Below are 24,109 nucleotides of genomic sequence, written 5' to 3' on the forward strand. Positions count from 1 at the left end.
TAAAATTCAACCCGATGATGACTTTGTCTGGAATTCCTGCAAGCGCCTCCTGACGATGACCTTGTCGGACGAAATCCTAAGCAAGCGCTTGGCTCTATCGTGGGCAAATTCATCGACCCCAAGGACTATGAGTGTGATGCCGTTCAGCGGCAACAATTCGCGGCGGCGCGCGTCATAACGTCGGCGCTGCTCTCCGCGGGGAACTCCAGAGACAGTCGGCTTGTCATCGAAAAAGCCGACACGTTCTTTGTGCTGACGCTCGTGATATTCGACGACAAGCCTTAGTTCCGGATAAAAGCCATCGACCGGTAAAGGCCTTCGGTTCCCGCGCAGATCGGGATCTCCGGTAAGAAACGGAAAGCAATGCTGACGCACGGCCTTCATCCCGAGAAACTCATCGCAAAGGTCGAGAACATATTGCTCGTCGCGGACAGACACCCTTGGCTTCGCGTCAAAGGCCTTCTTGACCGACCGAAAGTTTGAAGGCTCTCCGCATAACCTCGCCATGACATTTTCCATGTCTGCGTGTTGACTGCTCCCGCGCATGACCTCCCAGCGGCCATTGTGCGAATGCCAACCGAGTCCCGCAGCTCGAAGGGCAGCGCGAAACCGCTTTGGATCTACACCGTTGGCATTCGCCATCTCGACGGCGGTAATCAGTTGATCTGACATTTTGCTGCCCAGTCATTCATCACGCGAGCCCGCTGACCATTGCTGCTTCAATGCCAGCCCAGTCCTGCTCGTGCGATCCTGAATTATTCGGCATCCCAGCCTTGGTTAAACAGCCCTTGGGATTGGTGTAACTGTCGATCCGACGTTCCGGCTCCTCCCGCCAAGCTATGTTCACCGCCCAAAACTTCGGAAAAAAATAGAGGCTTGAATAGGGCAAATGGTCGTGGATCCACCAGGCAAGCTTTCGCCAATCACCTTCATTCTGAAATGCATCCCAGAACGCCGGAACTACGACGCACGCCGTTGCCCCCATTCGCCCCGCCGAATCCCGACGATCCCAAATGTGGCCAGCGAAATTGGCATCGTTCGAAGCGCAGTTATATCCGCCTTTTCCTGCTACTTGCATCTCATTGCCCAGCCCGTTGACTTCGCACGAGCGAAAAGCAGATCGGACAGCGATGCGGCCGAACCGATCCTGCAAGGGTTCAAGCAGTTCTTCACAGAGCCTGCTTCCTGCCGCGATAGCCAGGTCAGGATCATCAGGTACATTGTTTAGCCCGTGAACGGCTGCAATGTCGGAGAATAGGAAATCCCGCATGAAGAACGACTTCGACAGCCGAACGCGACCAAAGTCAGCGAGCTTAGATACAGAATCGGGCTTTCTCATAGGATCGGCCTATCGTCATTATGCGTCAAAAGCGGTCGTAGTAGACGGCCGCCGTTTGCCAAAGTGGTTGGGAGGCGCGCTAGACGCGTTCCATCCACTCTTGCAGTAGGTTATCAGGCTCTCGGCCAGCATTTGCCAACTGTTATAGTCAGGATGAGATGTCACTAAGTCGTCTGCGCAATATCGTGCACCTCGCTGTGCCCACGCTTTTTCGCCAGATCAGTGGGGGACGAGTACGATGCGAAAGCGAGGCAACTCTTCAGCTACACCTCGGACGCATAATTTCGTCGGCCGCCGATCTCGAGATTATCAGCGAGCGGGAGACATTTTCTGTCGAACTAGAAAAGCCGCTGCGGAGCAATGGCGGCAAGCGAGGGCGGATCGACGTTTGGTTTCGACTTACAGACGGTGATGGCCGCGAATGGCGTTGTGCAATCGAGCTCAAGTTTTTCAAACGGGAAAATCACCGCGAACCAAACAATCGCTACGACGTGTTCAAGGACATCGCCAGGCTAGAGCAGTGCGCAGATGTCGCGGATCTAGGGTTCATGTTGGTGGCGACCGATCATCGACATTATGTCGACCAGACAAGCTACTCCAGCGACACGAGCGATTTCGATTTTCGCCATGGGCGAGAGTATGCAGGAGGAACCGCCCTTACCTACAAGACCGGCGCGTATGGGCCACCGATTACCCTCGCTGGGAATTATGCGTTTGGCTGGTCAGAGTGCAGCTCCGCGCTCCCGTACTTGCTAGTCGAGGTTCCCCCGATCCGGCTTGGCCCCGCCTGAGAAATTGACACTCTAACAAACCGAACCAATCACGGTTCGAGCTTGATCTGCAATTCTTCGAGAGCAGCCACGTCGACGCCCTCGTCAACGAGACGGTCAAGATAGGCCAGCAGGTCGTCTTGCCGCGGCTGCCCAAATGCCAGCCGATAGAGTGTCAGGCTGCGTTTGAGCCAACGTAGCCGCGTGTTTTCTCGACTCATGGGTAGCATTGGTACGCGGCGCTCGACCTTTACCGGACCATCAAAAACCCAGTACGGAACAAGTTCGGATTTGCTCGTGGTAGCGCGTTTGGCCGCGTTGAACATCGCCTCCCATGGGTCTGCCGGTGGCTTTGTAGACGTGCGGATTGCATCGGCATGAGCTCTGGCAACATTATGCCGGACCGCATGTCCTTTGAACCGGTGAACACGCCCTTCCCTTTGCTCAAGATCGACCGGGTTCCCTGGGAGATTCCAATGATAGACTCGATAGCAATAGGGGTGAAAATCCAAGCCTTCCTGACCGATCGATGTCGTGGCCAGCACAAATGGTCTGAAAGGCGAATTGAACGCATCTCGCACGCTTCCGAGCCGCACGGTTCCGCCTTCCTCGTCCTTGTATTCAGCTAATCGCATAGCGAAGCGACCGCGCATCCTGATGGACGGATGAAAGACGACCTTGCCGTCCTCAACTCCCACATCATCGACATCAATCTGGGAGGGGCGGACTGACAAGGCGTGGGTCATGGCCGCGGCCACGCCGGCGACACGTTCACGCTCGGAGCTCCCGGCCAAACCCTCGCCTTCGACAAGATAATGGGCGTACTCGTCGAGCACTGACTGGAGGTTGTGCTCGACACCATGCGTCAATGCGCTGCGCCAGTAATGGTCATCGCGCTCTTGCCGTAGGAGAGCAACGGCGTCGTGCTGATTGAAGAGCGCCCGAAAACCCCAAGCGATTGATGCCGCGGCGTCCATCAAATGCGGATCATCCCACGCCAGTCCTGGCGCAATGCGATGGAGCGCGCGCAATGCACAGACAGCCGGACTTCCCAAGGCTACATCGACCAGTAGATCCAGCGTGTCGTTGTCGAGCTCCCCGAGCGATGCCTCGGTTGCAGTCCTCCGCAACTCGGCGATGTGCTCTCGAAAGCCTTCCTCCTGGATCGTCCATCTGTAACCGAGATACTGCAGCCACCCGGAAGATTTGGTCTTCAACAATACGTCGATCGTTGCCGGTGTGGACCATTCTGCATCCCTGCCAGCTGCTTCTTCGCCATTTTCCTTGGCGAACAGGTGCCCCAGGGCAGTACGAATACGATCCGCAATCGCTGCGCGCATTTCTTCAACCGACAATTGTTCCGGAGCGCCAGAAAAGACGCTTAACGGATCACAGATTCTGGCCAGTGTTGGTGACGGATAGATCAGGTGCAGCGCGCGCATCGCAGCCGGGCGACCATCTACCAGCTTGAACTGAAGCGGACGGCGGCGCGTGGCTTCCGAGTAGGACCGAACCACCGACGCTGCCCCCATCCGCCGTTCGGCTTCGTAGGAAAGCAGTGCGGCAAGCGCATCGGGCACCATCTGCCATGCAGAAAAGACAAGCGCTTTCGTAGCCGGTGTGCCCTCAGATGCCGGGCCATAATATGTTACCGCCGGGGGAAGCCAGAGGTGCTGATGGAGCCCTGAATCAAACAAATCAGCCATCAATGCTCGAAGGCGCCCATTAGCCGGATCAATCGGCTGATAAGCTTCGACCTGTTCGCGACTGATGCCCAGCGCCTGCGCATCGCTCAACGCTGATATCAGGGCCGGGTTCGAATTTGCGGCTTTATCCTTCAGGCGATGCTTTAGCGTGTAATCACGCATAAAATTCAGGAGGTAAGGTGCGGACTTCCAATACTCGATGATTTCGCGCGCATCGACGGCTCGCGCGACGCGGGCAAACGCTTCGGCCTGATGAAGATCGGCAGGTGCGAGCGGCACGTTGATCGATGGCTCAGCCAGCATCGAATCTCGTTCAGCAGTACTGCCAACGCGCTCGGTGCGCGCCATAACGCGCTTCAGTGTACGCTGAACCTTGTTGCGCGCGCGCTTGGCGTCGGTCGCGCTTGTCGGCAGTTGCTGGAGTAGCTTACGAAAGCGGCGCATTTCGCGGTCAAGTTCGACCTTGATGGTCGCCCCCTTATCGCGCCCGTAGAGGAACTCGATTGTTTCAAGGAAGTCCTCGTAATGATCGCCGTCATCAGGCTCATCGCCCGAGAGCGTGAGCATCTTGTAGGGAGTTGCGGAGAGTAGAAGGGTGCGTGCGCTGGCTGTATCGTCAGAATAGTCAAACAGGGCCCTTGCGAGCTCGGCCGGCTCCCCCTCACCGCGCAGCAATTCCCGAAAACGTTGGAATTCGTCGAGGATGATAAGATCTGGCTTAAGCGCACTGACGCAAGCGTGCGATAGCTTGCTCCGTAGCGCCCCGATTACCTCGTTTCGTTTCCAACGCTTCTCGTCAGGGTATGTTGGCTGGCGGCGCGGGAACAGCGAGATCATTTCGTCGATTGCCGACAACAGCGATGCATCTTGACGGACTGCGTCGTGGAAGTTCGAAACTATCGTCGGATCAATACCCTCAAGTGACATGCTACCGACGCACGCATCCCAGCGTCCATTCCCGGCGTCCACTTGCAGCGCGTTTCTGAGCGGCGTGAACGAAAAGCCCATGGCTTCAAGCAGGCGATGCAAGAGCGCCCGTTCTTCAACGACCCCGGTGGTAGATCGAAGATTGAACGTGGTTCCAGGCGTGAGGCTGATGAAATTGACCTTGTTCGCAGACAGATCTTGTTCGCCGCGAAGCTGCAATGGCACCAAGGTCATGCGAGTGGGCAAGGCCATCGCACGCTTTCCCAATACATTGAGACGATTGAGATTTTGCGCGGCGATGGCCTGATTGGAGCAGATGTAAAGAATGTCGATCCGCTTTGATCGATTCCACAACGCTTCGATGGTCTTGGCGATCACCCCGCGGGCAACCATGGTTTTGCCCAGACCCACTTCGTCTGCGACCAGGAACTGACGCACGGGATCAGCGCCATGCAAACGGTCGAACACATACTCTACCGTGCGACGCTGAAAGCGCTTGAGTTGAGCGAGTGCGGCGCCCGCGTCGAACGGCTCATTCTCCATTGCCGGACTCCTCCAGTACGGCGCGGAATGTCTGCCAGAGAACCCGAAACTCTTCGGGTATTGGGTCTGCGCCTTCCGTATTTGCCTCTGTTAGCCTGGTCATCAGACGATCGACCGCATCCAGGCGCCCATCCTTGGCGCAAAGGGCCCGGACGAGTTCCTCGAGTAACGGCTCATCGTCGGCCACGGCCATGGCCCACCCTGCCCCACTGCCGCTTCCATCGGCAGCTAATGCCGCCGCAAACGGATCACCGAGTGCGGTGAGCAAGAGCCTCAAATAGCGCAGGAATGTTTTGCGATCATTGATCACCGATCGCATAATCGCTGCGTCGCGCTCGGCCGGTAGGCCCTCAATCGGCAAGCCGGTGCTAAAAAGGACGCTTTGACCGGTTGCCCGTTCCTTCATTTCAATCGCCAGAAAACGTGTGACATCGGCGAGCGCAACCACACCCAAGTCCAAAGCCTCACCGGCTTCCAGTGATGCCTGGGCATCCCTGGAGTGCCCTTCCCCTCGGGTTATCGGCCAAACCCGCACTCGGTTGATGTTCGCAAGTGCAATGCCTCCAGCAGGCGGAATTAGCCACATGCGCCAATTGCCTGGGCCCTCGGTCACGTCTGCTTCACAACGGATGCTGAGGCATCCGCGGGCAAGTGCCCGCCGGGCATCAAGGAGCACCCTTTCAGCAGCACGCTCGGAGGCGTCAGCAGCAGCCAATTCTCCTGGAACGTAAGCACGAGTGAGACGCCCGAACCCGTTCTCGCCGAGAATGGCCTCGATCGACCCCAGCTTTGACGTCTTACCCGTGAACGTGATGAAGAACTCGACATTTCGCCCTGAGATGAACGCGGGTTTAGTCGCATTGCCGGAGCCTAAGGTCAGACGGGTATCCCAGCTGTGCTCAGCGACAATTATCTTGGCGTGGAGCCCTTCCAAAGCTCCCGAAATAGCTTCCTCGCCATCTTCACGCTCGGCCATTTCATCCAGAACCGCGACATGTGCGAAATCGTCGAGTGTTTCGGCAGCTATGCAGGCAAGCTGATCGGGCCTGCTTATCAAGATTTCGGCGGAGCGGCGCGCCTTTCCAGCCAACATCGATAACGCGTCATCGTCGCAAAATGGCGAGACCACACCGATGCGCGTGCATTCCGGCGGCTGCCAAGGCCGTCCTCCCAGCCCGTTGACTGCGAACTCAAATTTTTCACAGGCATCGGGCAATGACCACTCGGCGTAGCGCATGTCTTCGGCGAGTTCCGAAGTGAGCGCCCGCTGCTCATCCGGGACCGGGCTGACCGCGAGATCTGGGAGCGCGGAGAGCAACGCGTACAACGGACGGTTCTGGGCCTTAGGCTGGCGAGTGCGGCGTCCGTCGAGACGCACGGCTATGTCCCATGACCTGTCGCGCGTAAGATTGCGTGACAATACGAGCACCCTGAGAACATCATCGCCCTCTTCGTCCAATGGCTTGAACCGCAGCGCCCAGATTTTCGGATGGAAGCTACCCTCTCCTGGCGCTTGGACTTCGACGATAACCTTCTCAAGCAACGAGCAAAGTCGAGATTGTTGGGCAAGCCCCGCATGGATTTGACCTGCCTCGGCGAAGACGGCCAAGCGCCCCGAAATCCGTTCTGCTCCCTCGAGCAGAGCAATAGGATGCTGCAGAATTTCCTCTCTATTGTCGGCGGCAAACAATGCCAGGCTGACCGGCACGGCTAGCGCCGTCTCAAAATCGAGTGAGAATGTCGTCGCCACGCCGGCATCGAAGCGATACCCGGGGGGAGCCTGAAGGCTATCGCCGTAGAGAAGCCGGTTTTCGGGATCGAGCGTCGCCCTGTTCAACGCTTGAGATCCTTCAGATGGCTCTGTGCGATTGACCAGCGAAACTGAAGCCTTCCAGTTCCGGATGCTCCTTGCCAACGGTCCCGCGCACTCTTGTTTGCAAACCGGGATTGCCCCTTCTTGAGCCTCCTCTCACGCGTCATGACGAGCGCGCTTGCTGCGTCACGATTGCGGCCTAATCCTCCCTCCTTCCGCACCAAGGCCACCCATTCGGTGACAAACCGCTTGGCCGGTTCGAGGACCGAATGTCCGGTATGACGTGTCTCGTGCCAGAAATCGTCCAGCGACCAGGATGCCAATTCCTTGGTATCGAGTTCGTCGCTCCATTCGGTGAGTGCGGTCTGGTAGCGCTCGATCCAGTCCTCGTTTTCCCGCAGCTCACTCAACAGCAGATTGTAGAGCAGCGCGGCGCCATGCATGACGCCCGAGAATATCCTGGCATGTTCAACCAGCACTCGTGCCGGGGCGGGAAAATCCGCCATATGCGGATGCAGCCATATTGCATCTGCCTGTGCCCGATCGCTCCGACTTGCCAAATAGGTCAAGAGGCTGTGGGGATGGCGATCGACAAGGCGATCGACAAGAAAACTCGCCTCGTCCGGTTCCAGATCGAAATCGACGGTGTCAGGCCATCCCTTCGGTGGCTGAGGCATGCGGTCGTGCCACAGATGTCGATGCCGCTGTGCCCCGCTCATGTCGTCTTCGACGTGATCCTTACCAGTATCCTTGGGCCAGTGCGGCAAGGCGGCAAAATAGGCATCAATCGAACCAGGAAATTGCCGGATGCCCCAGCTTTCCAGTCCCGACCAATAGATACTGCTCGGCAGGCGCTTGAGCTTCTCGCCAGCGTCCTTGCCAATGATGCCAACGGCGCCAGGCGCGCCAGACATCAGCGCCTGCCCAAGTTCGATTTCCTTCTGACGTGCTTTGGCTGCAATGTCTCGCGGACTGAGATGAGACGGCAGGGAGTCGAATATCCACGGAATGAACAGCATGTACCGCAGCCGCGTGTGAATGGTGCTCGTTCCTGGAAAAAGATGATCGGCTATGGAATCCCTGATCGCGCCAAGCCCAAGCTCGTCGCGGCTATCCTGCTCACGGAACAGGTCCATCAACCGCTGCGCACGATCGCGTTCTGTCTCGTCAAAATCGACCCAGCCAATTGCTGAACTCATTCTTAGCGCCAAGTGCTAGTGCCCCTCAGATCCCTCTGCCCAGCGTCAGTTCGCCGGTCTCTGTCCAGAAAACGGCGACGCCATCAACGGACTTGCCACCCATTGCCCCAACTGCATCAACATAGGCTGCCAGTTGCGGCCAGTAGCGTTCAAAGCGCAGCGCAGGATTTGAGACCGCCCCGCTCTTGTGATCCACGATCATGAAGCCGCTGGGACCTTCAGCGATGAGATCCAGGATGATGCTTTGGCTCCCACCATCTGAAAGAGGAATGTCGATCGGTTGCTCGACATGCAGTTGCGTATAGCCAAGGTCGGCGAGAGCCTGACGCAGAGCCTCTGCCTGCTGCACAAGAAATTCCACTTCGGCATCGAGAATGCGGCAATGCTCGTGAACCTTATGGGATAGATCAGGACGGCAGAGGAGAATGCGCAGCGCTTCGTGGATCGCCGTGCCCCTATCGGTCGCCTGCACGAGGTCGGGTCCGGCAAGCATGACACCTGGTGCGATCGCACGCGTCTCGATCTGAGAAGGAAGCGGCCGTGACGTTTCAGTTGCCTGCGAGGGGCTTACCACAGATGCCATGGCGTCGATCGGGCGCCGCTCCAGGGCAAATCGCAGCTCGCGGTCGGACGCGTCGAGATGAACCTTGTTCTCAGCCTCGAACGAAGCCGGCAACTCCTTGCTGCAGATCGTCATGCGCGCAGGAAATTCTTCGGCGCCGACGCTGATCTGGTTACCCTGAAATCTGATGCCGCAGGCGTCATTCAGAAGGCGGCGGGCAGTGATCGGCAGAGGCGGATCAACCTTCTCATCGTCCTGCGGCCATTCGATTATCAGGCGATCCCGCGCACGGGTCAGGGCCACGTAAAGCAACCGCCTCGCTGTTTCTTCGGACTCCGGATGGAGTTCATGAAGAAAGCGATCGGTCGCTTCAGGGGCGGCGAATTCCGGAGCATAGGCGAGCGTTGCTTCCTCGATCACATGATCGAGATCGTCGAACCCCGGAAACTTCGTGCTGAAGGTCCCGGCACGGGGGTCGAGCTTGTGGTCGAGCCCGCAGACAACGACGATTGGCCATTCACGTCCCTTGGATGCGTGCCAGGTGACGATCTCGACGCCGTCGGCTTCACTGCCTGAAGGGTTAGGCCGCAGATCTTCGCCTTTGAGACCGACCTTGTTCTCAAGCCAGCCGAGAAAGACGTTAGCGCTCTGCCCATAATAGCCGGACGCTTCGCGCATGTCGCGGTGAGCATCCATGAATGCTGCGGCTTCCGCTTCGAACCGGAGCAGGTCTGCTCTCATCTGGGCTGGGTCATCGAGCCTGTCGCACCAGTCGCGAAGCCCCGCGACTTCGATGACTTGGTGAACCAGACGATCAACCGGTGTCGCAAGCGAGTCTGGCCAAAGTCTCTGCAGCGCAGTCAATTCAGGCGTGTCGATGCGGCCTTGCTCGGCAAGCGCCCTGATCGCGTCCGGAAGCGCTGTCGCCCCAGGACCAAGCGTCGCCGTACAAATCGCGGCATGGCTGTCCGCAGGATCGACGGCGAACCGCAGGGCAAAGCACGCGGCCTGGACGATCTTGCTCTGCCACCAGCCACCTTCAGCCACGCGAACCGGCAGGCCGAGGGACCGCAGTGCGCTGGCATAGCTCGCGCAATGGCTATGGGTGGGGCACAGGACCGCGATGTCTCTGGGCTCCAACGGCCGCAAAATCTTCGTATGCCTGTCGATGATAGTCACATGATCGTCGGACAGCAGGGAGAGAAGGCGATCCGCGACGAAATGCTGAGGCTTCCCGCCCGAGCGCGCGCCGCGCTTGTTAGCCAGTTCTATGATCTCAAGCGCGGTGTCATGTCCGGTGGGGTTCTGCGCGGTGAGCGAAGTGTAGTCATCGCCGAAAAGGCAGGGGCCGAGCGCGTTGACGAAATCCATGATCCGCGGATCGGAACGCCAGTTCCGGTTGAGCGGGCTGGTTTCAAATTGCTTCGTAAGCGCGACGGTCAGCCGTGGGTCCGCACCTTGAAAGCCCATGATGGCCTGCTTGGTATCTCCGACGACGAGCGAGCGCTTCGCTTGCCGCGCCAGGGCCCACAGGAACGTGAACTGGATCGGGTTGGTGTCCTGGAACTCGTCGACAATGACGCAGTCTACCTCGTCCATGATCGCGGCAAGCACGCCGGGCTTGTCATCGAGGATCCGCGCGGCGTTGGTGACCATGTCGCTGAAATCGATCACGCCGAGTTCCCGCTTGCGGGTCTCATAGTCGGTCATGGCCGATTGGGCGCCTTCCACGAGTGCGCGCGCATGAGAAACCGCATCTTCGAGCGGACCCGGATGATAGACCAGTGTGTCGGCCGCCGCCATGACTGCGGCGGCCAGGTCATCGTAACCATCAGGCGTCGGACTACCGCGCTTGGACTGGCGGAGATCACGCAGCCGCTGCCAGAGCTTCCAGTCCTTCCCGCCGGTCGAGAGGAGTTGTTCGGCTTGCTTCAAGGCGCGGAAATTATCCCGAAACGCCGTCTTGGCCGCGGCACTTCCAGCGTCGACCGCCAGCGATCGCGGAAAGGCGAGAAGCAGTGCGTCGACGGCCTTTTTCAAGCCTGCCGCCAAGGTCTCTGGCACCCCGACCGGTTGGCGATATCCTTGCCTGATCGAGGACTCGACGAATTCGGCCATCGCCGGGTCGCTTCCCCGCGACCCAAGCGTTCGCAGGAGTGCAATCACGCCGAGCAACGTCTTGCGGAAGCTGTCTTCCGCCGTGTCGTCCGAGGTGAAGCTACCCCGGTAGCCATAGGCCCCGAGGTTACGGGAAAGCTCGCTTAGCGCCTGGTTTTCCTCGATCGAACGGCGGATGAGCAGGTCCTGCTCGTCCTCGGCGATGAGACGTTGCTGCGGCGAAGAGCCTGCCGCAAAGGCATGTTCAATCAGCAGTCGGCGTCCAAGGCCATGGATCGTAGAAACATAGGCTCGTTCAACGGCCAAAGCCGCTTGCAGATTGCCGTCAGCAATCAGTGCTCCACGTATCCTTTGACGAAGTTCCCCAGCCGCGGCCTCCGTGAAAGTGACGGCCAGGATCCGCTCTGGCCGAACTTTGCCGTCGCGTACCCACTGAGTGAGGGTTTCCTGGATGTGATGGGTCTTGCCAGCCCCTGCACCGGCTGGAACGATCGAAAGCTCAGTCATCTTCATTGTCCGTAAGCGCCACCGAGGGGTTGATGTCATCGCGCATGAAAGCGGTGATCAACGGACTGTCTTCCAGCGCATAGGTGCCGAGCGCGGCGGAGCGCTGGAAGAACTTCTCGTCGGCTGTAGTGTTGGTATCGAGGCGGCCCGCCTTCAGAGCATCGAACCGCGCAGAAATGAGCGCCAGCGCATGCTCGGCAATATCGCCCGCAACAAGTTCGACCTCAGCGCTATCGAACTCATCGATCCCATTGAGCAGGACATTCCCGTCGTTGAGCGTGTGATAGGCGACTGCCGGGAGCTCCGACCACCCGCTCAATACCTCGGCAATGCGAGCAACGCCGTCGTTGCTGCGCTCGTCGAACCTAACGCTCATGCGCCGGTAGAGATCGACCTGTAGATCCCATCCCTTCTGGAGGCGCTGGCGCCGAGTGCCGGAACTGCTCTTCTTGTAATCCACGACGATCGGCTGCCCATCGGGAAGCCGCAACAAGCAATCGGCCTTGCCGTGCACCGGATGACCGAACAGCTCTCCCGACAGCCAGAACTCATTGCCCACGATCTCGGCGTCCAGAGATTTGAGGACGAGCGACCAGTGCTTCGCGGACTTGGTGATTTCTGCCTCAAGCGTGTTGCGTTCAACCGCCCATGCCGATGTCTGGAGAAACGGCGCCAGTGCGCGAATGCGATCGAGCAGTAGGTCGGGGACCTTGGTTTCGATCTCCTCGTTGGACGGATGCGCCTTGCCCGGCACAAACAGGCGCTCGAAAACCTCGTGCGCCAGGGATCCGCGAAGCATGACGTCAAGCGCCTCGGGCTGCCAGGAAACATGTTCGGCGCCCAGCTCAGCGAGGAGCCACGCTAAAGGGCTGACCAGCAGCTTTTCGAGCCGGCTCGGGCTCTGCGCTCGCGCACTGCCGTCTTCTTTCTGGCGCAGCCCCAGAAGATTGAAGTCGAACGCATAATGAGGCGGCACCTCCGGCATCAGCGCCGGTTCGATCACTGGTCTGGGCTTCCACGCGACCAGCCTGTCCCAGATCGTCCCTTCACTATGACTCAGTGGCACGATCAGATCCTCCGGATCCTTGATCCCTTCCACAAGCCGCGAGATCAGCGGCAGGCTCGACGACACCGAAAGCGAACTGCCGCTGCGATCACGCTCTGACAGGATGAGGATAATCTGCTCGCTCGCTGCACCGATCTGGCGGGTGAAGAGCTCCAGCGCGGCAGTGAGTTGCTGCGCCTGCGATGGCAGCTGGATGCCGCAATCTTCGGCAATCGATGCAACTTCGCTGTCGAGGAAAAACGGATTGCCCGCGGGCGGTGATGGATAGGCGCCGTCATTGAAACCCAGGACGAGAAGCTTGCGAAACGACCGCTTGGGTGTTTCGTGAGCCATCATCACCGAGATGCCACCGAGGAAGTAAGCCCCTCTCGCGGGTGGCGCAGCCTGGTAGGCCGCTGCCATCTGGATAGATTTCTCCAGTTCCGCTTCTGCCGCGTCGTTGGCATTGCCAAGGGCTGCGATCAGACGCGATGCCTGTTGCTTCGTTTCAGCGACATCCTCAGCGAGTGCCTCGTTGTCGCTGAGCAGCCTCTGGAAAGATCGAATCTGTTCCTTGAGTTGCCCGTTGGTCGAAGGCGATGCCGAGCGGATCAGGGCGAAGAGAGATGCCTGCCTGCCTGCAAAGTCACGAGCCTCTCTTGGCTGAAAGTCGCCACCCATAACGGCTGCCGCCAAGGCCGTTCCTACTTCTTCGGGCCAGCACAAGACGGGTGAACAGTAAAGCGATGCGAGCGCCATGGCGGGAGCTGGTCGGCGTCGGCATTGAAGGAAATGCAGAAGAGCCTCGCCGCCAATATTCCTCCGCTCGCCTACGCCAGGAAGCGACGATGCAACCAGACCCGCATGCGCAAAGGCCTCTGCCAGATAGTGACCATATTCGGCACCCTGCGGGACGACGATGCCGACGTCGCTGGCTGGGAGACTTGCATCATCAGCCAGCCATCGCTGCACGATGGCCGCCGCGGCTTCGCATTCGGTCAGAGAGTCCCGGACCGAAAGTATGGCCAGGCTGTCGTCGGGCGGCATGGCCGGGACATCGGGATCCAAAAGATGGCGTTGTACATGGCCGGCCAGAGTTGGTGCGGGCGCGCGCGCCAGTTTCCGGTCGGAAATCAGACGCACAACATCATCATCGTCTTCGCTCAGCCTGCCATGGTGATTTTCGATGTGTTCGAGGACCGCACGCTCCAGCGGGGTCAGGTGACCACAGTCTCGATCCCAGACGACCTGGAACTGCTGAAGAGCGTCGCTTGCCTCACAAGCAAGGAACGCCTTGAGCGTCGCAAGATCGGACGGAACGAGGGCATCGCTTCCGATCCACAGATTGCGCAGGGCATCCAAATGAAGGCGCGCCCTGCCCTCGCCCGGTAGCGCTTCAATCATAACCGATGTCGGTTCGAGATCACGCGTTGCCATCATGATGTGGCGGAGCATCGCCCCCACGGCACCGGTCGTCTGCTCAGGTGCTACCGCGAAGCTTTCCGCCCAAGGGACGCTGTCACCCAAGGGATCAAGGGCCTCGCGCAACGGCTTCTCGGTGGACTGAGGCAAGGCATAGAGGCTCCCCAGAAGCTGCGCACTGAGGGGCATGCAGCTCGTAAAGGGCGCTTCGCCGATCCGAAGATGGCAGTTCTCAAACATTCAAAATTACCCCCTCAAAAGTCGCCCTACGCCGCCATTCCACACCCTTGCCAGTGAATTACGACAAATCTGGTCGCAGCATTGTCTGCGCGTCAGCTAGGCGCTTTTCCATCATGTCCTTGAGTGCGTCAGGGCCTTCAATCACCAGTTCGCCGGCCCATCCAAACAAGTGATTGGCGAGCTCGAATAAGCCGCCTGATTGGAAACGAACAATTAGTTCGTCGCCAACTTCTTCAAACTGTTGATGTGGATGGAAGCGCCAAGCCCGCGCCCGATCGACCGCCGGGGCCAGCACTCTCAGAACGATCTCGTGACCTGCCTCGTGCCAGATGCCGAAGCTGCGGGCCATCCAGGCATCCAGATCCCAATCCTCGGGAGGGCAGCCGACAAGCCCGCTGTCCCGAACGTTGCTCATCCGGTCCAGACGGAAGGTGAAAGGCGGATCGTCCCGGTCAGGCATCTTGCCTACCAGGTAGGTGATCGGTCCATGGATCAGGCCATAGGGAACAACCCTGCGCCAAGAGGGCTCGTCCGCCCAGTCGGGTTGATAATCGAAGTCGACACAATGGGATGCGAGAATAGCGGACTGGATCGTGGTCAGGTCTTCGGGCGAGGCAATGACGGCAGGCCCCGCTGCGACACGCGAGCGTTGGAGGCGGGTGAGCAGGTCAAGATCATTGTCCAGCCGACGCCTCTCGGCGCTGTCAAAGGCAATCTTGATCTTGGAGAGCAATTTCTCGAGCGCTTCGGTGTTGGCGGTGCCTTCGCGGCGCCCCGCTTCCACCACAGACTGAAGCGCGGCAACCTCGGACGAACTCGGCCTCGCATAGGCTCGTCCCGGGCTGTCTTTTATCCGAAATCGCTTGATCCGACCATCAACCGTTTCTTCGAGGTCGAAATGAATCAGAATGACGTTGCGCATGCGTTCGACCGTTCGCCGGTTGACATCAAGCAAAGCCGCCATTTCGTCGAGAGTCAGACCTTCGATGCTCTGCGTGAGCGCGTGCACAAGCTTCAATGTGCGATCGAGATTACTGAGGCGCTTGGTCATCATGGACCATTGCTAACTGCCTGATCGGCAGGAGCAAGTCAGTTCGACATCAATCCACACATTATATGACCATTTCTGTCGCAAATTCGGACAGCATGCCTCAGGGCAGGCTGACCTCATTCAGCCTTCTGGCCGTAGTATGTCTTGTACGGGCCCCGTTACGACACCCATGCGCAACCTGCGCGCTGCAAGTTGATCCCGCAGTGGTTTAGCCAGCCGATCAAGTTGAAGGCGAGCGCCTTTACCAACGGCGACAAGATCGCCGATCAAATTTGAAATCGCACGCTCGCGATCAGCTGGTTCCAAGACCGCGACCAATTCGACCGTTTCGCGCACCACCCCGGGAACCTGACGACGAATGAAGACGGTATAATCGATTACCTCCACATCAAGCACTTTGACGCTCGCGCTGGCGGACATGAATTGAGCACAGGCCTCGCGCGCAGCGCCCAGTTGTGCGCATGGCGCGAGACGCATCGCTTCATCCCACGCTTTGCTGAGCGCCTTGTCCGCAAAGGATGCTTTGGGTCGCTTGCGTGCCTTAAACGCCGAATCTCGATTGGCTACTGCCTGGAAATCTTTGCAACTTGATAAGTCATTCCCGGCTTGCCTTACCTTCCTTGCGGACTGCGCGGCGCGCCTCCAGCTAATTAAGTAGAAAGTCGGGATTAGAGCGAGCCCAAAGGCGACAGTGCCATTTCCAACACCGCTATCCATCTCGGATGAAGTTAACATTGCGATAGCGAGAGCGACGGCAAAAGCCACCCCAACCGTCAACACCGCCCTTACGATGAGCTCCAGCAATGCGGCCACGAGCCCAACAGTGAGCACTAGGAGCACAGCCAGAAAGCAAACACTCACGACATTTATCATTGCACGGCATCCCTTCCGTGCTCCCATCAATCGCTCCTACGTCAAAAATGGTCGCACCGACAATCGTCCAGCGAAATTCGATTGGTCTTCAGCAAAGATTTCCGCAATCTAGCACTTGAGAAGGGGAAATTGATGGATCTCGATTTGCTGGAAAGACGCCAGGCTACCCTGTCGTGGCGCGACGACTTGATCATGGCAATCTGGGACATCGTCAATCGTGCTGGAATGGAAGCCAAGCGCGGGGTGGAAGAGCGCCTTGCAGAAGCCGGTATTGTTGAGACGCTCTGGGATCCTGCCAGTTTTACTCGCGAAAGGGTCGACGTTGTAATGCGCGAGATGATCGTCAGCGAGCTTGAGAATCTGTTCGATGGCGCTGCGGAACAGTTACGTACGATCGCCCCCGGATACAACGCGCTCGCAGATGCGCTGCTGGAAAGCCTGAGCATGCTCCAAATGCCATCGCTGGAACCTGAGATCCAAGGTGAACCCAAAGTGGATGCACCTAAGGGATCCGCTACAACCTCCACGGGCAGACTAGCCACAATGATGGAGACCATCTCCAATCAAGATTTCGTGAAGAATGCGAAGGAATGGGGCAGCTGGGCGCTTTCAGTGGTCGGGGAGGCAAGTGAAGCCGCGAGTCAGAAATTGCAGAGCGGCGCGGGTCTCCATGATCGTCTCCGCCGTTCCGCACAGGCACGGATCGAGACGGCGTGGATGGCTCCAGCAGGCGATCCCCCCCCACTGATGGGACAACTTATCGCAGTGGTGGAAAGCGTAGGCAACGAGGCGCGGAGCATGGCCCTATGAGCGATGTCGGAGGACTGTTCGTCGCATCACTCGATGCAGCAACGGGGATCAAGGCCGGGAAGCTCAGGATCGTAGGTTCCGTCGTCCGCCATGCTGCTGGCCCGCTCAAGGGCAAGATTCATTCATATCTTCAGGAAACCGGAGCCGCCGGAGCTTTGCTTGAGTCTGTGTCGGGAGCTGGCAGCACATTCGCCAAAACGAGCAAGACGACAGGCAACCCGATCGCCGGAGCTGCGGTCGCTGGCACACAGTTGGCAAGCTCGCTCGGCGGGAATGTCCAGAATGAGATTATTCGGCGCGGAGTTAATAGGGTCGAGAGTAAGGTCGATGCGCTGGCAAGTGGCATGCAGACGCTAAAAAATCTCGGCGTTGCCAATTTGGCGCTCAGCGCAACGGGAATAGGTGTGTCGCTGGTCGGGTTCGGGATCATGAATGCACGCCTATCGCGGGTCGAGCAAACTCTGGCTGCGCTTACAGAAAGTACAGACCGGATACTCGCTGCAGTGGAGCGCATTCGACAGGATCAGCTGGCCAGCGAATTCTCGGCATTGCGATCTCAGGTCAAGCTGTTTGAGGAAGCCTGGCTAATGTCGAACCAGGAGCGCGCTACCCAGGTCTGGCTTGACGTCGCACAGGCGACGCGGCCACATCAGGATAGGTTTGAGGGGCGCGCGCGGGAATTGCTCTTCGCCATGCCGCCCGAATTTGATCTGGCGGATCCGATTATCGATGCACTCGCACTAGCTGGAGGCCTGCGGGTTGCCTGTCTCATGGCCTGCAACGAAAGCGAGGCAGCAAGCTCGGCGGCAAGTGAGAATGCTCGCCAGATCGAGGGATTGACCGGAACCGTAGGTAAAGTCGATCTGGTGATGGCACGAATTCCATCTTCCATCGACCGCGCTTCGCTGGAATGGGCGGGCGCCCTCGCCGCTGCTGTCGACGAGGCGGCACCTATCGCCCAGCGCTGGCGCCAGCGCGAAGCAATCGCCGCTACCCGCGCGGCGCCGCTTGCCCAACTTAAGCACGACGGCGTTACTCCGCGCGAGTGGTTGAAGGCTGCGCGAGAGGAGCAGAATGAGCCGATTCTACTCCTGAAAGCTGCGGAGTGAATTCGGCCGCAATTGCAGTGTGCAGGCTCAATCCACGACCGGATAGTTGGGCATCGGCCACTCATGCTGGGGATTGTCCATCATCAGATCGACAAAGATCGGCAGGAGACAGCCAAGGAGCGACGCTCCGTCCCTCACCTGGTCGCGGTTTACATCGCTGTTCCAGGTCGCGCCGCCGTGCACCAGCTGGTTTCGCAAGACGTAGAGCCGATCGAACAGGATAGACAGGATCCGCACCGTGTCGTGCTCACGCAAGGCGTGATTGATGGCTATGCGACCGCGCTCGAGTTTGTGTTCCCAGTCCTCGTAGCCTGGCGCGCCGTTCTGATGCTGCCAGAACGGATGGTAGACATAGCGATTGTCCAGAAGGAGGCGGATTTCCTGACTGAACCGCTGCCAAACCGCGTCGTAGACACGGTGACGCCCATCGAACTTTACGAGCGTCGAGAAAAACGATTGGAAGAGCCCACGTTCACCTTCCGGCGCTGAGCTGCTGGCCGAGGCTTCTACGTCACCGGCGTAGGCAGCGTTGAACCCGATCCACAGTAGGATGAAGCGAACGTCCTGGTCATCTTGTTCTGCTTCGGCCCGTCGCAGCCACGATAGTGCACGATGAACTCGAAGGGTCAACGGCGTAGAAAAGCCGTCGCGAAGCGCACGCTGCTTCTCTTTCAGGGCTTCAGGATGAAGAGGATTGCCTGCCGGGTATCGATAAACCATGCGCGCAACTTAGCGCGGTGATTTCTTTGAGGATAGTTTACCGAGCATCTCGATGCGGCTTGTCCGCAATTGATCTGATCCACGCGTCGATTTCCTCCTCAACCCACACCGTGCATTTGGGGCCGAGCGAGCGGGATTTGGGAAAGCGCCCTTCGCTCATCCGCTGATAGATAGCTGACCGACGCAGGCCGACACGGTCGATGACTTCGGGCAGCCGCAAGAGCCGGGGCGGCGGGGGGACTTGCGGAGATGCTTGATCTGCGCTCGCGCTGTCCTCGGAAAACTGGGGATGTGCATTCATGATCGCTCCTGTCGGGTCAATTTCTCGGTCCCCTCCGAGGTCAATTGGATCAGCGCGGCAGCGCCATCGAAATGTCGCGATTGGCAAAATCGTCGATATGCTTGGCGAGCATGCGCGCGACGAGCTGCGAAGTGCCGTTCGCCCATCGGGGCCGCAAATCTTCGACGCGTCGCCCAAGCGTTCGTTCCAGCTGGCCTGGCAAGGCCGTGAAGAAGTCCTCAAGGAACTCCCCCATTTCGCTGCGCATCCATTCGCAGGCGAGATCCTCCTGACCAGCCAAGGCGAGGATCATGCTGGCGCGGGGAAACGCTCCGCACACGTCCAATACCCGGGCGGCCTCATCAAGCCCGATCGGCCGATTGCCGCGCATCACACGAAGAAGGGTCTCGCGGTGGATCCCGACTTCTCGAGCGATCTGGTGCTTGGGCTTGTCAGACGACTCGATTGCATGGGCGAGAATGTGCGCGAGGCTGGCGTTGGCATCGCCTCGGAATGGCGCGGGCTGGTGCATCGACAAAAACTCCAACGATTAGGAACTGAGTCGTAGCCATATCGCGCGCCGTCCATGTAGGAAAATGAAAAGAACAGATATGGAACATCTCGTTTCTAGGCGAATCAATCCCTAGGCTCGAGTCGTCGACAATCGCCGCCACTCCTGTCGAGATTCGTCGACGCTGATAGCCAGATAAACCGCTGTTTCTGTGTATTATCGCCGACAGCAACCATTCGATGCGTCCGTATCCGTCCGCCGCATCATCTCGACAGGCGTTCCGACTTTCCTACATCGAATTCCTAGATGCATGTGGAACACACAGCGAACGAAAGAACGCTGGGTTCACCCCTCCAGATGGAGCTCCATATGCAGTCTTTCACCCTCTCCCGGCGCTCCGGCGCCATCGACCAGCGCCCCTCGAAGTTCGGGCGAGCCATGACCTTCGCGGTACCGCTTGCAGTCGCAACCCTCGCCGCCAGCGCGGCCTACGCGGGCGCCGACACGACCTTCACCCCTGCCCTCACGAAGTTCACCTACATGCGGGTGAGCTGCCATTATCGCTTGCGGAGGGGACCAACGGCCAGCGAAAGGAACATCACATGGCCAGGTCCAAACCGAGCGCACGAAACGCGCTCAAAAAGCTGCGCGAGCAGCGCGACGAACTCGATGCCCAGGAAGCCAGGCTCCGCGACGAAGCGGCCGGCGAATTGGGCAAGGTTCTCGTCGAATGCGGCGCCGAGACGATCGAACCGGCAGAGCTTAAGCAGCTTATCCGCGCATCGCTCGCAATCGGGATCGAGGACGCTCTCAAGCGGCTCTCCCCCGCCTGAACACTCTCTGGCGGCGGGCGCGGGCTCGATGCCCCGCCCCGCCGCCCACGCCGGGAAGCAAAAGAAAAGGCCCCGATGGCGCGTGCCACCGGGGCCTTTTCATAGGGGACGGTCGCTCAGTCCTCGTCGATGTCGGGCGCACCGTCGTTGCTCGATGTGCGACCCTTGGTGAGGAAGTCCACCTTGTCGGCGATGATCTCGCAGCCGTAGCGCTTGGTGCCGCTCTGATCTTCCCACTGCGTGTAGTGGATGCGCCCTTCGACCGTCACGAGCTGGCCCTTGGTGCAGTACTTGGCGACGTTCTGGCCGAGACCGTTGAAGCAGGTCACACGGTGGAATTCGCTGTCCTTGGCGGTGTAGCCGTTTTCGTCCTTGTAGGTCTTGCCGTCCTTGCGGGCGGGACGGTCGGTGACGACCGAGATCGAGGTGATGTTGGTGCCGCCCTGGGTAGTGCGGGTTTCGGGATCGCGGGCAATGCGGCCAACGAGGATAACGAGATTGGTCATGGTCTTTCTCCTGATCGAGCATTCCGGGTCCATCCCGGCTGCAAACCCGACTAGGAAGCGGCCCCGGCGAAGCGCACCGAAGGGAAACCTCGATTTGGTTCGGGTGGTGCGGGCAGCCGGGCGCAGCCCGGCAACTCGGCCGGACCTGATCGGGGTTGCGCGTCTCGACGGGGGTGCTTCAGGAAAGGTTTGCTTACAGGCCGGGTTGGTCCCGAGTGCCTTGCACAGGCTAAGCCATGACTTTTCGCATTGACGGGCTGCGACGTGCCCCCCCCCGACCTCGCCTGCCTTCAAGGCGACATCATATCTCGACGACGAAAGCTCCTCCCGAAGCCGACGAATGACCACCTGAAAACGCACCGCTAGCACCAGTCTCCACAGTGCCAAGCGGCATCGGCCCGTCCAGGCGATGCCCCCGCAACATCCAGTCTTGGGGCGTGATGAGGCGCCCCCAATCCGCAAAGGAAGGGATCGCACCCAAGTCCTCGCGGACGTGCTGCTCGCCTATAAGACGAACGGGCACGACACGGCTGTCGGCGTTGACGATGGTAGGCCCGAACAGCGTTTCAAGCATGAAAATGCCTTCGGCATGGTGCCGAAGGGCCCGGTGCCGCGGATCAGCAAAGATCGCCTTCGACTGGTCAAACCATTGGTGGAGCGGCAGGTAATCTTCCACCACCCCTCCCCATTTCCGGACCGACGATAGGGCGTGATAATAGCAATGAGCCATCGCACTTCTCCTAGAGATCAGTCGAATGGTCGTCGGTCGCCGTGTAACGCAGCTGGCAGTCCAGAACGAAACTCGGCGTAGCCACGTCGATGATCAGTTCGCCGCAGGCACCATCATTGATTTCCCATCCGGGATGATGGCGTTCGAGAGCAAGGTACGTCAGTTGCTCGATGGCGGAATGGAGGCTCTGGTCGTCGCCTTCTCCAGCATAGTCGATCGTCACTTCGGGACACGGAACACTCGCCCCGACGGCATCAGAGAAGACGCATTCTTCGACCGCACCGCTGTCGCCGCACCCATCGAAGCGGATTTCTACGCGGGCAATTTCGGCATTGCGCAGCGGGTCAATGATAGCTGCCTTGAGCCGTTGGATTTCACTTTGCGCCTGCGCCGCGCGTTCGGCCTGGCGGACAGCAAAGTCCGCCATGATTGCCTGAAAATCAGTCATGAGAAATCTCCTGATATGTGCGGGCAAGCACCAATCGTCTTGCCCACGATAACAAGCGATCTCTTTCCTCTGACGGGCTGCGCCAGCGCCGATAGCGCTGGCGCGATGCCCGACGCATCAGTCGGTATCCTGCGCCGCGCGCTTGGGGGAAGTGCCCAGCGGACCACGGCGATCTACAACCGTGATCCGACGGGATTTGGCTTCGATGACGAGGCGCTCCAGGACTCCGTTTCCGGGAAAGGCGACGACATAACGGGGGTCGAGCGAGAGCATACGCTCGTTGCGCTTGAAGCCTGCGCGTGCCCCGAGGCGCATGTCGAGGGAGAAGCTGATTTGCGGGATGTTGCGTCGTTCCGCCCATGAGGATGCCAGACGGTCAACACCCTTGGTATCACCGCCGTGGACAAGAACCATGTCAGGAACCCGGTCGTGGACCTTGTCCAGAGTAGCCCAGACATTGTTGGCAAAGGTGAGAGCGTCCTGCTCGTTTGGATGGCGTGTGCGGCCACCGGCAAAGATCACCGGCGTACCTTCTGGCATGGCGGCGCGGCGTTTCGCTTCGGACCGAGCTCGGACGAACTCGCGGCCCTCGACAAGCGCAGAAGTCAGCATGGCACTGTGATTGAAGCGCGAGCTCGACACAGGTTTCCACGAAGATCCGAACTCGTTGAGATAGAGGGCAGCGGCCACCTCACGCATCTCTTCGAGAGCAAGCATGGCGCCTTCGGCACACTGCGCACGCTCAACCTGGGTCTCGAGTTCATGGGTGTGAATTTCGGATCCATCGGCAGTGGCGAGGAGTGCTCGGACCTCGTCGGTTGCGCGGTCGACTGCGGCCGATTTGCGGGTCGCGGAACGATGGAAGATGTTGACGAACGCCCAACCGAGGTCCTCGGCATCGGCCTCCAGCGCAGTCCCAGAGACCATCGCAAATAGATCGGACCAGACCGCTTCGAGAGTCTGGACGACCGCTTCGTGGACCGGAAAATCATTGGTGGAAACCGGGGCAGGACCAATCGAAAAACCGGAAAGGTCGAGGCCGGCAAGTTGCTCGGAAAATGATGAGTGCATGGGTATTGTCCTCCTGACTGGCGTGAGGCTGACGCACCCGCTCATGGCTGCGCCAGCGAGAGCCCGTCAGGGCCAGCTTGAGGCAGTCTCCGCACCCGACAGGGGGAAACCCGCTTGGGCAGGCTGGCGCGGGCAGGCCAACGGCCCAAAGGGCCGGGCCAACTCGGGCCTGCGCAAGCCGGGTTGCGGCAGACTGGCGGCTGGCCCAGGGCCTCTCTCGCATGGCTTCAGACCATGAGTGCAAAAGCAAGCTTCGTCAGGGAGGACAGGCACTTCGCCACGACCAAAGTGACTGGCGCATCAGGCTACCCGTTTTGCGTAGACGCCCTCACCGTTCGACATGTGACCGAGGCAGACGTAGTCGCCGAACAACGCTTCAAAGCGGGAGGCGATCTGGGACAGCCAGCGTTGTGCCCTCGGCGATCTGGCCGTGCGCCAATCGGCATCCCAATAGGCGCCATCGTCACGCTCGACGATCCACACCGCAACCAGGCCGGCGTAAACCGACACGCCGAAATCCGCGTAGGCATTGCGCATGAGGATGCGGTCTTCGCACCCCCGCCAACCGTCGTGCGCGATCAGGGAAGGGAAAGCCCGCCCAGCGCGCTCACGCAGATCCTCGCGGAGCCATTCATATTCGAAGTCCCAGTCGTCGTCGTTTTCGACTTCGAGCACCGTGAAGGCCACGATGGCCCCGCTGGGGTAGCTAACCGATCGGCCCATGACACCCTCCTTCAGGCGGCCAAAGCAGCGTCGGCAGACGCCTCGTCGGTATCATCGGCAGAGATCCGTCCTCCGAGTTTGAGCAGAAGCCTTGATGCTTCATCCGCCTTTGCGGCAGCGGTGAGAATGGCACGGTCATCCTGCTTCAGGAGCTTCAGTAATCACGAGGTGACGATAATGTGAAGGAACGCAGTTTTAGCGCCTCAAATCCGCAAGATATCGCCAGTTTGCGACAGACTTTGCTCCGCATTAT

At 59.3% G+C, this 24,109-nt stretch carries 21 protein-coding genes; 4 read left to right on the top strand and 17 right to left on the bottom strand.

The window, feature by feature from the left end; genetic code table 11:
* Positions 1–6: 6 nt before the first annotated feature.
* Both GGQ88_RS21130 and GGQ88_RS19630 read right to left on the bottom strand, forming a co-directional pair.
* The gene (locus GGQ88_RS21130; RefSeq protein WP_212596798.1) at positions 7–672 is read right to left on the bottom strand and encodes a hypothetical protein; all 666 of its coding nucleotides are present in this window, start codon (positions 670–672) and stop codon (positions 7–9) included.
* Between the two features lie 19 nt (positions 673–691).
* Complete coding sequence (locus tag GGQ88_RS19630; protein WP_183615156.1) at positions 692–1,339, bottom strand: hypothetical protein; 648 nt, start codon at positions 1,337–1,339, stop codon at positions 692–694.
* A gap of 158 nt (positions 1,340–1,497) precedes the next feature.
* On the opposite strand from GGQ88_RS19630, the gene GGQ88_RS19635 reads away from it, so the two are divergent.
* Entirely contained in the window at positions 1,498–2,130 is a 633-nt protein-coding gene (locus GGQ88_RS19635; RefSeq protein WP_183615157.1) for a hypothetical protein, read from the top strand.
* A 29-nt stretch (positions 2,131–2,159) separates the two neighbouring features.
* On the opposite strand, the gene GGQ88_RS19640 is transcribed toward GGQ88_RS19635, so the two are convergent.
* From GGQ88_RS19640 to GGQ88_RS19670, 7 genes are all read right to left on the bottom strand, one after another.
* Positions 2,160–5,285 carry a helicase C-terminal domain-containing protein gene (locus GGQ88_RS19640; RefSeq protein ID WP_183615158.1) on the bottom strand — a complete coding sequence of 1,042 codons (3,126 nt, stop codon included), beginning with the start codon at positions 5,283–5,285 and terminating at the stop codon, positions 2,160–2,162.
* Positions 5,275–7,122 carry a phospholipase D family protein gene (locus tag GGQ88_RS19645; RefSeq protein ID WP_183615159.1) on the bottom strand — a complete coding sequence of 616 codons (1,848 nt, stop codon included), beginning with the start codon at positions 7,120–7,122 and terminating at the stop codon, positions 5,275–5,277. Before GGQ88_RS19645 ends, GGQ88_RS19640 begins: the two co-directional genes overlap by 11 nt.
* Positions 7,119–8,297: a DUF6361 family protein gene (locus GGQ88_RS19650; protein ID WP_183615172.1), complete on the bottom strand. Its 1,179-nt coding sequence runs from the start codon at positions 8,295–8,297 to the stop codon at positions 7,119–7,121. The genes GGQ88_RS19645 and GGQ88_RS19650 overlap by 4 nt, the downstream gene beginning before the upstream one ends.
* Positions 8,298–8,322: 25 nt before the next feature.
* Complete coding sequence (locus tag GGQ88_RS19655; protein ID WP_183615160.1) at positions 8,323–11,484, bottom strand: UvrD-helicase domain-containing protein; 3,162 nt, start codon at positions 11,482–11,484, stop codon at positions 8,323–8,325.
* Positions 11,477–14,101, bottom strand: a complete 2,625-nt coding sequence (locus GGQ88_RS19660; RefSeq protein WP_183615161.1) for a PD-(D/E)XK nuclease family protein — start codon at positions 14,099–14,101, stop codon at positions 11,477–11,479. The genes GGQ88_RS19655 and GGQ88_RS19660 overlap by 8 nt, the downstream gene beginning before the upstream one ends.
* Before the next feature lie 148 nt (positions 14,102–14,249).
* Positions 14,250–15,245, bottom strand: coding sequence for a helix-turn-helix transcriptional regulator (locus tag GGQ88_RS19665; RefSeq protein ID WP_244857793.1), 996 nt, complete (start codon positions 15,243–15,245; stop codon positions 14,250–14,252).
* 117 nt (positions 15,246–15,362) lie between these two features.
* Complete coding sequence (locus GGQ88_RS19670) at positions 15,363–16,115, bottom strand: hypothetical protein (RefSeq protein ID WP_183615162.1); 753 nt, start codon at positions 16,113–16,115, stop codon at positions 15,363–15,365.
* 132 nt (positions 16,116–16,247) lie between these two features.
* Between GGQ88_RS19670 and GGQ88_RS19675 the strand changes: the two genes are divergently transcribed.
* Entirely contained in the window at positions 16,248–16,925 is a 678-nt protein-coding gene (locus GGQ88_RS19675) for a hypothetical protein (RefSeq protein ID WP_183615163.1), read from the top strand.
* Positions 16,922–18,034 (top strand): hypothetical protein, encoded by a 1,113-nt coding sequence (locus GGQ88_RS19680; RefSeq protein WP_183615164.1) that lies wholly within the window; start codon positions 16,922–16,924, stop codon positions 18,032–18,034. The genes GGQ88_RS19675 and GGQ88_RS19680 overlap by 4 nt, the downstream gene beginning before the upstream one ends.
* 27 nt (positions 18,035–18,061) lie before the next feature.
* On the opposite strand, the gene GGQ88_RS19685 is transcribed toward GGQ88_RS19680, so the two are convergent.
* From GGQ88_RS19685 to GGQ88_RS19695, 3 genes are read right to left on the bottom strand one after another with little or no spacing between them, the layout of a single operon-like run.
* Positions 18,062–18,754, bottom strand: coding sequence for a HEPN domain-containing protein (locus tag GGQ88_RS19685; RefSeq protein WP_183615165.1), 693 nt, complete (start codon positions 18,752–18,754; stop codon positions 18,062–18,064).
* A gap of 37 nt (positions 18,755–18,791) precedes the next feature.
* A complete protein-coding gene (locus GGQ88_RS19690; protein WP_183615166.1) occupies positions 18,792–19,055 on the bottom strand; it encodes an AlpA family phage regulatory protein in 264 nt (87 codons plus the stop codon).
* 49 nt (positions 19,056–19,104) lie between these two features.
* Positions 19,105–19,566, bottom strand: a complete 462-nt coding sequence (locus GGQ88_RS19695; RefSeq protein ID WP_183615167.1) for a transcriptional regulator — start codon at positions 19,564–19,566, stop codon at positions 19,105–19,107.
* A gap of 581 nt (positions 19,567–20,147) precedes the next feature.
* Here GGQ88_RS19695 and GGQ88_RS19700 point away from each other — a divergent pair.
* A complete protein-coding gene (locus tag GGQ88_RS19700) occupies positions 20,148–20,378 on the top strand; it encodes a DUF6437 family protein (protein WP_181443665.1) in 231 nt (76 codons plus the stop codon).
* Positions 20,379–20,494: 116 nt separating this feature from the next.
* Here GGQ88_RS19700 and GGQ88_RS19705 read toward each other — a convergent pair whose 3' ends face one another.
* The 5 genes from GGQ88_RS19705 to GGQ88_RS19725 form a co-directional block, all read right to left on the bottom strand.
* A complete protein-coding gene (locus GGQ88_RS19705) occupies positions 20,495–20,884 on the bottom strand; it encodes a single-stranded DNA-binding protein (protein ID WP_183615168.1) in 390 nt (129 codons plus the stop codon).
* Positions 20,885–21,185: 301 nt separating this feature from the next.
* Positions 21,186–21,614, bottom strand: coding sequence for a DUF6915 family protein (locus GGQ88_RS19710; RefSeq protein WP_183615169.1), 429 nt, complete (start codon positions 21,612–21,614; stop codon positions 21,186–21,188).
* A 10-nt stretch (positions 21,615–21,624) separates the two neighbouring features.
* Complete coding sequence (locus GGQ88_RS19715; RefSeq protein WP_062912962.1) at positions 21,625–22,062, bottom strand: DUF6878 family protein; 438 nt, start codon at positions 22,060–22,062, stop codon at positions 21,625–21,627.
* A gap of 117 nt (positions 22,063–22,179) precedes the next feature.
* On the bottom strand, positions 22,180–23,133 hold the full coding sequence (locus GGQ88_RS19720; RefSeq protein ID WP_062912949.1) for a DUF2493 domain-containing protein: 954 nt from the start codon (positions 23,131–23,133) through the stop codon (positions 22,180–22,182).
* Between the two features lie 300 nt (positions 23,134–23,433).
* Positions 23,434–23,856, bottom strand: a complete 423-nt coding sequence (locus GGQ88_RS19725; protein ID WP_183615170.1) for a hypothetical protein — start codon at positions 23,854–23,856, stop codon at positions 23,434–23,436.
* Positions 23,857–24,109: the final 253 nt, after the last annotated feature.

The organism is Novosphingobium hassiacum (genome assembly GCF_014196055.1).
Classification (GTDB): domain Bacteria; phylum Pseudomonadota; class Alphaproteobacteria; order Sphingomonadales; family Sphingomonadaceae; genus Novosphingobium; species Novosphingobium hassiacum.

What these genes read in the sequence shown, in the direction of transcription:
- GGQ88_RS19655 (WP_183615160.1), bottom strand. Translation starts at nt 11,484, where the DNA reads ATGACTGAGCTTTCGATCGTTCCAGCCGGTGCAGGGGCTGGCAAGACC.
- GGQ88_RS19725 (WP_183615170.1), bottom strand. Translation starts at nt 23,856, where the DNA reads ATGGGCCGATCGGTTAGCTACCCCAGCGGGGCCATCGTGGCCTTCACG.
- GGQ88_RS19630 (WP_183615156.1), bottom strand. Translation starts at nt 1,339, where the DNA reads ATGAGAAAGCCCGATTCTGTATCTAAGCTCGCTGACTTTGGTCGCGTT.
- GGQ88_RS19675 (WP_183615163.1), top strand. Translation starts at nt 16,248, where the DNA reads ATGGATCTCGATTTGCTGGAAAGACGCCAGGCTACCCTGTCGTGGCGC.
- GGQ88_RS19650 (WP_183615172.1), bottom strand. Translation starts at nt 8,297, where the DNA reads ATGAGTTCAGCAATTGGCTGGGTCGATTTTGACGAGACAGAACGCGAT.
- GGQ88_RS19665 (WP_244857793.1), bottom strand. Translation starts at nt 15,245, where the DNA reads ATGATGACCAAGCGCCTCAGTAATCTCGATCGCACATTGAAGCTTGTG.
- GGQ88_RS19715 (WP_062912962.1), bottom strand. Translation starts at nt 22,062, where the DNA reads ATGACTGATTTTCAGGCAATCATGGCGGACTTTGCTGTCCGCCAGGCC.
- GGQ88_RS19695 (WP_183615167.1), bottom strand. Translation starts at nt 19,566, where the DNA reads ATGCACCAGCCCGCGCCATTCCGAGGCGATGCCAACGCCAGCCTCGCG.
- GGQ88_RS19640 (WP_183615158.1), bottom strand. Translation starts at nt 5,285, where the DNA reads ATGGAGAATGAGCCGTTCGACGCGGGCGCCGCACTCGCTCAACTCAAG.
- GGQ88_RS19710 (WP_183615169.1), bottom strand. Translation starts at nt 21,614, where the DNA reads ATGGCTCATTGCTATTATCACGCCCTATCGTCGGTCCGGAAATGGGGA.
- GGQ88_RS19670 (WP_183615162.1), bottom strand. Translation starts at nt 16,115, where the DNA reads ATGATAAATGTCGTGAGTGTTTGCTTTCTGGCTGTGCTCCTAGTGCTC.
- GGQ88_RS19680 (WP_183615164.1), top strand. Translation starts at nt 16,922, where the DNA reads ATGAGCGATGTCGGAGGACTGTTCGTCGCATCACTCGATGCAGCAACG.
- GGQ88_RS19635 (WP_183615157.1), top strand. Translation starts at nt 1,498, where the DNA reads ATGTCACTAAGTCGTCTGCGCAATATCGTGCACCTCGCTGTGCCCACG.
- GGQ88_RS19700 (WP_181443665.1), top strand. Translation starts at nt 20,148, where the DNA reads ATGGCCAGGTCCAAACCGAGCGCACGAAACGCGCTCAAAAAGCTGCGC.
- GGQ88_RS21130 (WP_212596798.1), bottom strand. Translation starts at nt 672, where the DNA reads ATGTCAGATCAACTGATTACCGCCGTCGAGATGGCGAATGCCAACGGT.
- GGQ88_RS19690 (WP_183615166.1), bottom strand. Translation starts at nt 19,055, where the DNA reads ATGAATGCACATCCCCAGTTTTCCGAGGACAGCGCGAGCGCAGATCAA.
- GGQ88_RS19705 (WP_183615168.1), bottom strand. Translation starts at nt 20,884, where the DNA reads ATGACCAATCTCGTTATCCTCGTTGGCCGCATTGCCCGCGATCCCGAA.
- GGQ88_RS19685 (WP_183615165.1), bottom strand. Translation starts at nt 18,754, where the DNA reads ATGGTTTATCGATACCCGGCAGGCAATCCTCTTCATCCTGAAGCCCTG.
- GGQ88_RS19720 (WP_062912949.1), bottom strand. Translation starts at nt 23,133, where the DNA reads ATGCACTCATCATTTTCCGAGCAACTTGCCGGCCTCGACCTTTCCGGT.